The sequence below is a fragment of the Hydrogenophaga intermedia genome (genome assembly GCF_000723405.1).
GTDB lineage: Bacteria > Pseudomonadota > Gammaproteobacteria > Burkholderiales > Burkholderiaceae_C > Hydrogenophaga > Hydrogenophaga intermedia.
Map to the genome: position 1 here is coordinate 25596 of NZ_CCAE010000049.1, position 8723 is coordinate 34318.

9 protein-coding genes are annotated in these 8723 nt (G+C 69.3%); 1 reads left to right on the forward strand and 8 read right to left on the reverse strand.

Going from position 1 to position 8723, the window contains the following annotated elements:
- Positions 1–51: 51 nt before the first annotated feature.
- The 3 genes from BN948_RS20505 to BN948_RS20515 are packed head-to-tail and all read right to left on the reverse strand — an operon-like array spanning position 52 to position 2568.
- Complete coding sequence (locus tag BN948_RS20505; RefSeq protein WP_009519482.1) at positions 52–663, reverse strand: DNA-3-methyladenine glycosylase I; 612 nt, start codon at positions 661–663, stop codon at positions 52–54.
- Between the two features lie 50 nt (positions 664–713).
- Complete coding sequence (locus BN948_RS20510) at positions 714–2015, reverse strand: TRAP transporter large permease (protein WP_009519481.1); 1302 nt, start codon at positions 2013–2015, stop codon at positions 714–716.
- A gap of 16 nt (positions 2016–2031) precedes the next feature.
- Positions 2032–2568 carry a TRAP transporter small permease subunit gene (locus BN948_RS20515; protein ID WP_009519480.1) on the reverse strand — a complete coding sequence of 179 codons (537 nt, stop codon included), beginning with the start codon at positions 2566–2568 and terminating at the stop codon, positions 2032–2034.
- 125 nt (positions 2569–2693) lie between these two features.
- Between BN948_RS20515 and BN948_RS20520 the strand changes: the two genes are divergently transcribed.
- The gene (locus BN948_RS20520; RefSeq protein WP_009519479.1) at positions 2694–3644 is read left to right on the forward strand and encodes a LysR family transcriptional regulator; all 951 of its coding nucleotides are present in this window, start codon (positions 2694–2696) and stop codon (positions 3642–3644) included.
- A gap of 29 nt (positions 3645–3673) precedes the next feature.
- On the opposite strand, the gene BN948_RS20525 is transcribed toward BN948_RS20520, so the two are convergent.
- The 5 genes from BN948_RS20525 to BN948_RS20545 all read right to left on the reverse strand — a co-directional run bounded on the left by BN948_RS20525 (position 3674) and on the right by BN948_RS20545 (position 8550).
- Positions 3674–4732 (reverse strand): TRAP transporter substrate-binding protein, encoded by a 1059-nt coding sequence (locus BN948_RS20525; protein ID WP_009519478.1) that lies wholly within the window; start codon positions 4730–4732, stop codon positions 3674–3676.
- A gap of 50 nt (positions 4733–4782) precedes the next feature.
- A complete protein-coding gene (locus BN948_RS20530) occupies positions 4783–6000 on the reverse strand; it encodes an aromatic ring-hydroxylating dioxygenase subunit alpha (protein ID WP_009519476.1) in 1218 nt (405 codons plus the stop codon).
- 105 nt (positions 6001–6105) lie between these two features.
- The gene (pncB, locus tag BN948_RS20535) at positions 6106–7326 is read right to left on the reverse strand and encodes a nicotinate phosphoribosyltransferase (protein ID WP_009519475.1); all 1221 of its coding nucleotides are present in this window, start codon (positions 7324–7326) and stop codon (positions 6106–6108) included.
- Positions 7327–7380: 54 nt separating this feature from the next.
- A complete protein-coding gene (locus tag BN948_RS20540; protein WP_009519474.1) occupies positions 7381–7803 on the reverse strand; it encodes a VOC family protein in 423 nt (140 codons plus the stop codon).
- 45 nt (positions 7804–7848) lie between these two features.
- Entirely contained in the window at positions 7849–8550 is a 702-nt protein-coding gene (locus tag BN948_RS20545; RefSeq protein ID WP_009519473.1) for an extensin-like domain-containing protein, read from the reverse strand.
- Positions 8551–8723: the final 173 nt, after the last annotated feature.

The window sequence follows — 8723 nt, forward strand, 5'->3', positions numbered from 1 at the left end:
CCCCATGCCCGGGTGTTCCGTGGCGGAACACCCGCTGTCGCGCGGTGGAACTCAGCCCCCGGGGCGGCGAAAGGCGCGGCGCGCCCGGTCGACTTCCGCGCGCACCACGCAGCCCTCGGCGTGGTCGTTGATCAGGCCCATGGCCTGCAGGAAGGCGTAGACGGTGGTCGGGCCCACGAACTTCCAGCCGCGCTTCTTCAGGTCCTTGGACAAGGCGATGGAGGTGGCCGAGGTGGAGGCGGTCTGCGGTGGCGCCAGTTCGCCGGGCCCGGGTTCGTGCCGCCAGAAGTACGCGGCCAGCGAGCCCTCGGCTTTCGCCATCTCCTGCGCGCAGCGCGCGTTGTGGATCACGGCCTCGATCTTGCCGCGGTGCCGCACGATGCCTGGGTCGGCCAGCAGGCGCTCGACATCGCGTTCGGTGAAGCGCGCCACGCGGTGGAAGTCGAAGCCCTTGAATGCGGCGCGGAAGTTCTCGCGCTTGGCGAGGATGGTGCGCCAGCTCAGGCCCGACTGGAAGGCCTCCAGGCTGAGCTTTTCGAACAGGCGCTGGTCGTAGCTGACGGGGAATCCCCACTCGCGGTCGTGGTAAGGCAGGAACTCGGGTGCGGAGGCGCACCAGCGGCAGCGCGGCTGGCCGTCAGGTCCGTCGATGGTCTGGCTCATGAAGGTGGCGGTGCGGCAGAAGAGACGGCCGATTGTGGCCGCCCCTGCATTCAACGCATGGCCGTGGGCAGCCAGGTCGCGATCAGCGGGAACGCCACCAGCAGGCCCAGGCGCAGGAAGTCGGCCAGCAGGAAGGGCAGCACGCCCACGTACATGCGGCGCAGGGGCACGTTGCGCACCAGGCCGTGCATCACCATCACGTTCAGGCCGATGGGCGGGCAGAACAGGCCGATCATGATGACGGTGACGTTGACGATGCCCCACCACAACGGGTCGTAGCCCCAGGAGATGATCAGCGGCAGCACGAAGGGCAGGGTGATCAGCATGGTGGCCACCTCGTCGAAGAAGGCGCCGAGCACGATGTAGACGACGAGGATCATGGCGATCACGCCCCAGGGCGGCAGGCTGGTGGCGTTGACGGCCGCCATGAACAGGTCGGCCACGCCGCTGACGGTGACGAAGTAGTTGAACGCCGAGGCGCCGATCACCATCACGTAGATCATGCCGGTGACGCTGGCCGTGTCGCCGATGAGCTTGAACACCTCGGCGCGCTGCCAGCCGCGGCGCAGCAGGTAGGCGCTGAAGCTCAGCACCGCGCCCACCGAGGCCGCCTCCAGTGCGGTGAAGATGCCGGCGTAGATGCCGCCGATGACCAGGCCCGCCAGCGCGATGACGAACAGCGACTGGCGCACCGCCACCAGGCGCTCGGCCCAGCGCAGGCGCGGTCCGGCGGGCATGGCGTCGCGGCGGAACAGGCCGTAGACAACCACCGCCACGCCGTAGAACAGCACGGCCATGAGCGCGGGCAGCAGCGCGGCGATGTAGAGGTCGATGACGAAGGTCTCGGCCAGCACCGAATACACCACCAGGATGATGGACGGTGGCACCAGGATGCCCAGGGTGCCGCCGACGGCGATGGTGCCGGCCGCGAAGTGCGGCGGGTAGCCGCGCGCGAGCATCTCGGGGTAGGCCACGCGGTGCATGGTGCCCACGGTGGCCAGCGAGGAGCCGCACAGCGCGCCGAAGCCCGCGCAGCCGCCCAGCGTGGCCAGGGCCAGACCGCCGCGCCGGTGGCCCACGAAGGCGTCGGCCAGGCGGTAGAGGTCGGTGGACAGGCCCGCCGCGCTGGCGAAGTTGCCCATGAGCAGGAAGATGGGGATGAGCGCGAGGTCGGCGCTGGCGAAGGAGGACGCGACCTCGCCGCCGAACATGGACAGCGCGGGCTGCACGCCGACGATGGCGGCGAAGCCGGCCGCGCCCGAGATCATCATGGCCACGCCGATGGGCACCTGCAGAAGAATGAGCGCGAACAGGCCGACGAAGCCGAACAGGATGATGGTGGTGGAAGACATGGTGGTCGGCCCGGGCTCAGAGCATGTTGGCGGATTCGGCGGGAGCGGCCTTGTCGGGTGGCAGCGCACCGAGCGCAACCCGCGCGAAGCGCAGCAGGTTGAGCGCTTCGAGCAGGGCGTTGAAGCTCATGGCCAGCGCCACGAAAGTCCAGAACGGCGCCACCCGCACGCTGCGCAGTTGCGACAGGGTCTGGTGCGTGGCGTCCATCTCGGCCGCGTGCGCCCAGAGTTGCCAGGCCAGCACGCACCACACGGCCAGCTTGAGCAACGCGGCCAGGCCCTCCAGCGCCGCGTAGGGACGTGGCGCGAGCCGCTCCTCGAAAGGCTTGATGGTGATGTGCCGCAACTGCGCGGTGGCCGCGGGCACGCAGCAGGCCGCGGCCAGGATGTAGATCAGCCCCGAGACGTCGCTGAGCCGGTCGATCGGCGTGGCGAACAGGGTGCGGCCCAGCACGTCGAGCACGGTGGCGATGGCGTTGAGGAACAGTAGGCACAGGCCGGCGGCCGCCAGCCAGTAGGCGAAGCGGCGCAGCGCGGCGTCGATGGCGTTCATGGGATGTCTCCTGGGGCAAATGTTGTGTTGTCGCGCGATGGCAGGGTCATGCCCTATGCCCTTCGATGGGGGTCCCGGTCCAGAATCGCCGCTCCCTCACGACGGTCCCCACCCCCAGAGCCTGCATGAGCAAGCCCAATCGCATCGATCTGCGCGCCCTCGACATCGGCATGCTGCGCACCTTCGACGCGCTGATGCGCGAGCGCAGCGTGTCGCGCGCGGCGGCGCGCCTGTTCCTGAGCCAGCCGGCGGTGAGCGGCTCGCTGGCCAAGCTGCGTCGCACCTTTGGCGACCCACTGTTCAAGCGCACGCCGCACGGCGTGTCGCCCACGCCGCTGGCGCTGTCCATGGCCGACGCGGTGGCCGACTTGCTCCTGCGCATGGGCCGCCTGCTGGAGAACGGTCACAGCTTCGACCCGACGAGCTCCGACCGCATCTTCCGCATCGCGGGCAGCGACTACAGCAGCCGCCTGATCCTGGCGCCGCTGATGGCGCGGCTGCACGCCACGAACGCGAGCGTGCGCATCGCCTGGGAGCCGCCGCAGTTCCACACGCTGTTCGAGCGCATCCGCCGCGGCGACGTGGACCTGGGCTGCGCACCCGAGCCGAGCATGCGCTCGGGCCTGAACTCGGCCGTGCTGTTCGAGGAGCACTTCGTGCTCGTCACGCGCAAGGGGCACCCGGGGTTCACGGGCCATGAGGACCCGCTGGAAGCGTTCTGCCAATGGCCGCATGTGTTCTTCGGTTTCCGTTACCCCAACATCGAGAGCGTGCTGGAGGACAGCGTGGCGCGGCACGGGCGCCACTGCCTGGTGCGCCTGTCCATGCCCAGCTTCGACCAGGCGGCCGACGTGATCTCGCGCAGCGACATGATCTCGGTGTTCCCCGCGCGGCTGGCGCGCCTGTTCGGCGACCGGCTGCAGACCCTGCCGCTGCCGGTGCACCTGGAGGGCTATCGCTCCTGCCTGTACTGGGACCGTGGCACCGAAGACGACCCGGGCCTGCGCTGGCTGCGCGAGGAAATCCGCCAGGTGGCGCACACCGCCGCCGAAGCCGCCGACACCCTGGCGGCCTGAGCCGGCACCGGGCGCGCGCCCGGTGGCCATCACTTCATGCCCAGTTCGCCGCGCACCTGCGCGCGGGTCTTGGTGAACGCCTGCCAGAGGCGCTCGTTGGCGGCGTCGCGCTGGCGCCAGTCCTGCGCCACGGTGCCCATGGCCTTGTCCCAGCGCGCGCGCTCATCCGGCGGCAGGGTGATCACGCTGCGCTTCTTGTCGTCCACCGTTTCCTTGTATTTGGCGTTGGTGTATTCGTCGAACAGCTTGCCGGCCATGCGCACGAAGGGCTCGCCGCTGAAGCGGTCGATGGCGGCGCGGGCCTTGGGCGAGAGGCTGTCGTACTTGGCGCGGTTGAGCGCGAACATGATGGTGGACGCGCCCATGGGGATGTTGATGTGGTTCGTGGTGGCGTCGGCGATGCGGAAGGAGTGCAGGGCCAGCCAGTCCTTGGGCGTGCCGTCCACCACGCCACGGCTGATGGCTTCTGCCGCCTCGCGCACGGACACGGTGCCCACCGGCGTGGCGCCCAGGGCGCGGATCAGTTCCTGCTGTTCGGCGCCGCTGGCCTGCAGGCGCAGGCCGCGCAGGTCTTCCATCTTGTTCACCGGGCCTTTGGTGTGCAGCACGTTGGGCGGGTTCACCAGCAGACCGATGATGTAGAAGGACTTGTCGTCGTAGCCGCGCATCAGGCCCTGCTCGTGCAGTTTCCAGAAGGTGAGCGAGCCCTCGGCCGCGCTCTCGCTCACGGGCAGGCCGAAGAGGTTGTCGTCGGGAAAGCGCCCCGGCGTGGTGGACGGGATGACGAAGGCGATGTCGGCGATGCCATCGGTGACGAGCTTGAGCTGCGCGCCCGGGTTGCGGCCCGCCGCGCCCAGCGTGCCGCCAGGCAGGATCTGGATCTTCACCTCGCCGCCCGAAGCCTCTTCAACGGATTTGGCCCAGCGGCCCATCACGCCGTCGTCCTTGGTGAACAGCCCGCCCGGGGGCAGGAAGGTGGCGTAGCGCAGGGTGACCGGCTCCTGCGCGTGGGCGGCGGTGGCACCGATGAGGCCGGCGCAGGCGGTGGCCGCCGCGAGCACGGCCCCCAAGAGATGGCGTCGTTGCATGGCTTGTCTCCTGTCGTGTTGTGTCTTGTGGTGGGGCGGGAACGCGGGAATCAGTTCTTGGTCGGCTCGGCGGGTTCGACGTACTGCCCCGCTTCGAGCCGCACGTAGGCCGAGGCCTCGTCGAAGTGCACGCCCACCGGGTCTTCGCCGCGCTCGACGGCCTCGACCTGGCGCGCCAGCAGGCGGCGCAGCATGACGATGCCGCGGTCGGTGGTGGCCAGGTGTTCCTCGCCGTGCAGGGTGATGGGGCCCTGGCCCACCTGCGCCTCCCAGTCGTTGGGGAAGTCGCGGCGCTGCTCGGGCGTCATCTGGTCCCAGCGCGGGCGGGTGGCGGCGTCGGGTGCGCGCGGCAGGATCTCGCCCTTCTTCGTCACGCGCGCGGCGGTGTAGATGCGGTAGTGCGTGTCGTCGATGGGCACGGTCCAACCGATGGACTCGACCTTGCCGTATTTGCCCACGTAGGGGTTGGGAACCACGCGCAGCGTGGGCAGCACCACCTCGGTGGTGCGCTTCATCACCTGCCCTCCGTCGAGCTGGCGCGTGCTGAACACCTTGACGCCGCGCTCGGTGACATCGAACTTCACCTGCGGCATGAGGTTCATGGTGGGCGTGAACTGCGTGCCGCTGAAGTTGCCGTGCAGGATGGGCACGTGGAAAGGATCGATGACGTTCTCGTAGTGCTGCAGCCAGTTGCAGGGCGCCACGGCGCCGCCGCCGCTGCCGATGCTGGTGTCGTCCACGTCGATGAATTCGCCGGGGTCGAGCTCTTCCAGCGCGTCGTAGCGCGGCAGCACGGGCTTGCGCTCGGGCGGGCCCATGTAGGCAAAGATCAGGCCGTAGCGCTCCTGCACGGGGTACCAGGGCTGGCGCACCTTGCCGCGGTGCGCGGCGCCGCCGTCGGGCTCGCAGGGCTGGTCCAGGCAGCGGCCCTCGGCGTTGAACAGCCAGCCGTGGTAGCAGCAGCGGATGCCTTCTTCTTCCACGCGACCGTAGTACAGCGTGGTGCCGCGGTGGCAGCAGCGGTTGTGCAACAGGCCGGGGCGGCCCTTTTTGTCGCGGTAGAGCACCAGGTCCTCGCCGAGGATGCGCACCTCGCGCGGCGTGTCGGTGGCGTGCGAGGACAGGCCCACCGGGTGCCAGTAGCGGCGCAGCAGTTCGCCCATGGGCGTGCCGTGGCCCACCTCGGTGAGACGGCCTTCGTGGGAAATCCGCTTGCGCAGGTAGGCGGTGCCTTCGTCGAGCGGCGCCGCTCGCAGGGGGGTGTCCATGGCTTGTCTCCGTCGCTTCGTGGGTGTTGTGGCGACGCAGACTAGGGGCCTTGCTGGCCCATCACAAGTCGGAATTTCGGATAGGAGATATGGCTTGTGCCGATATCAGCGCGCGTGCGCTTCTTGCGGCACCGCAGCATGGTCGCGAACGTCGAACACCTGGCGCAGGTAGGCCAGGAAGGTGGCGTCGTCGCACAGGGCCTTGCCCGGCGTGTCGGATATCTTGGCCACGGGCTGGCCATTGGCCGATCGCAGCTTCATCACGATGCTCAGCGGCTCCAGGCCGACGTCGTTGGTGAGGTGCGTGCCGATGCCGAAGCCCATTTGCGTGCGGTCGGCGAAGTGGCGGTAGATGGCGAGGGCGCGGTGCAGGTCCAGGCCGTCGGAGAACACCAGGCGCTTGGTGTGCGGGTCGATGCGCAGGCGCCCGTAGTGAGCCAGGGCCTTCTCACCCCATTCGATGGGGTCGCCGGAGTCGTGGCGCAGGCCGTCGAAGAGCTTGGCGAAGTAGAGGTCGAAGTCGGCCAGGAAGGCGTCCATGGTGATGACGTCGGTGAGCGCGATGCCGAGGTCGCCGCGGTACTCCTGCACCCAGTCCTCCAGCGCGGCCTTCTGGAAGTCGCGCAGGCGCACGCCCAGGGTCTGGTAGGTCTGCAGGTACTCGTGCGCCATGGTGCCGATGGGTGGCAGACCCAGTTCCTTGGCCAGCAGCACGTTGGACGTGCCCTTGAAGAACTGCGGCACACCGTCGCGCAGCGTGGCCACCACCTCGCGCTGCCAGGCGCCGCTGTAGCGGCGGCGCACGCCGAAGTCCGACAGCTCGAAGGGGTGGCGGCGCGCGGGCTCACGCTCGAACGCGCGCAGCAGCTCGATCTTGGCGGTCAGGCGGCGGCGACCTTCGGCCAGCGCGGCCGTCGAGTCGAAGCGGCGGAAATACAGCTCGTTCACGATGGCCAGCACGAAGATCTCGAAAGCCATCACGTGCACCTGCGGGCCGCTGGCCACGATGTCGATCGACTCGCCGGCGGCGCGCACGTGGATGAAGTCGCGCTGGAAACGGAAGATGCGCAGGAAGTCGACGAAGTCGGACGAGATGTAGCGCAGGCCCTTGAGATAGGCCAATTCGTCGGGCTGGAAGCTCAGCGAGCACAGGTGGTCCAACTCGCGGTTCACCTCGGGCACCAGCTCGGCCAACGGGTAGGCGCTGGTGTTGCGGCAGACGAAGCTGTAGCGCGCCTGCGTGGTGGGGTGGCGGTGCAGCAGGGCCTGCCACATCGAGAACTTGTAGAGGTCGGTGTCGAGCAGGCTGTGGATGACGGGTGGCATAAGGTGGTGCCTTGTGGCGAGGGAGACAACGCCATCATGGCCCAGGAGCGCACCTCACTCCGGCAGCGGCCACGCCGGATTCCACGCCACCTCCCACAGGTGCCCGTCCGGATCCATGAAGTAGCCCGCGTGGCCGCCCCAGAAGGTGGGTTGGGCGGGCTTGACGATGCGCGCGCCAGCCGCCTCGGCCTCGCGCATCACCGCGTCCACGGCCTCGGGCGAGCCGACGTTGTGCGCCAGGCTCATGCTGGAGGGACTCGGCGGGCCGGACGCGATGCCGGCGTCGTGGCACAGGTTGTCGCGCGGGAACAGGGCGAGCTTGAGGCCGGGCTGCAGATCGATGAACACGACCGCGCCGTGGTCGACGTCCTGGCCGACGATGCCTTCGGTGGGCAGACCGAGGCCGTCGCGGTAGAAGCGCAGGGCGCGATCGAGGTCGGTGACGGCGAGGGTGATGAGCGAGAGGTAGGGTTTCATGGGTCTTTTCCCGAGACCTTTCCCGAGGCGGGTGGCGGTGCATTGTCAACGGCACATCCGGAACGACCCACGGTCTAGGTGGAAGTGGTCGCGGTGCGCCGCGTTGTAGTCCGGGCTCAGCGTGCCGTCGAAAAAGTGGCAGGCGCCATCGCGCACTTCCCGCAGGAAGCGGGCCTCGGCGCCATCGCCGAGCCAGTGGGTCAGCACACGCACCCGGCGCCCGTCGGCCACCCGAAAGCCCGTCACGTCCAGGGCATTGGCCGCGGCATGCTGGCTGCGCCGTGAGCCTTCGCCCCCCGCCCCGCGCACGTTGCGGCACGCGTAGCTGCCCAGGTGCTCGACACGCGTGACGCGCGCGCCCAGGTGAATCATCGCGGCGACTTGCAGGTCGTGGCGCTCCCACATCGCCAGGGACACCGCAGCCTTGCAGGTAAGAGTGAAGGCCGGCGCGAAGCGGGCGTCGTCCACGCGCACCGCGTCGCGCCAACCGCAACCATTGCCCAGGTCGTTGTCGGGCACGGGGGTGTGCTCCAGCGCGTCGCGCGACAGCACGGCACGGCACAGCGCAGGGTCCTTGGCCAGACGCCGCAGCTTGTGGCGCGTGAGCCAATTGGGCTCGGCCGCGATGTCCAGTGGCGCCCAGGGATTCCACTCGGGCGGTACCGCGACACGGCCACTGTGGACGGCCCAGGCGGCCACACCGGCGGTGGTAAGGGCGGCAATCAGCAGAACGGGCCAGGCGCGCATGCGAGGCCGAGGGGCAATCCGCGCTCCTTGCTGGCCGCACACCGGCCAGGCACACCCCGGTGCGAACACGCAGCCTCCCGCCGCCTCGCATGAGGCTGGCACACTATGCCCCCCCGCGCGGCAACGAGGCCCGCGGCGGCGCTTCCCCCCCAATCTCTTATCCCCATCTGACG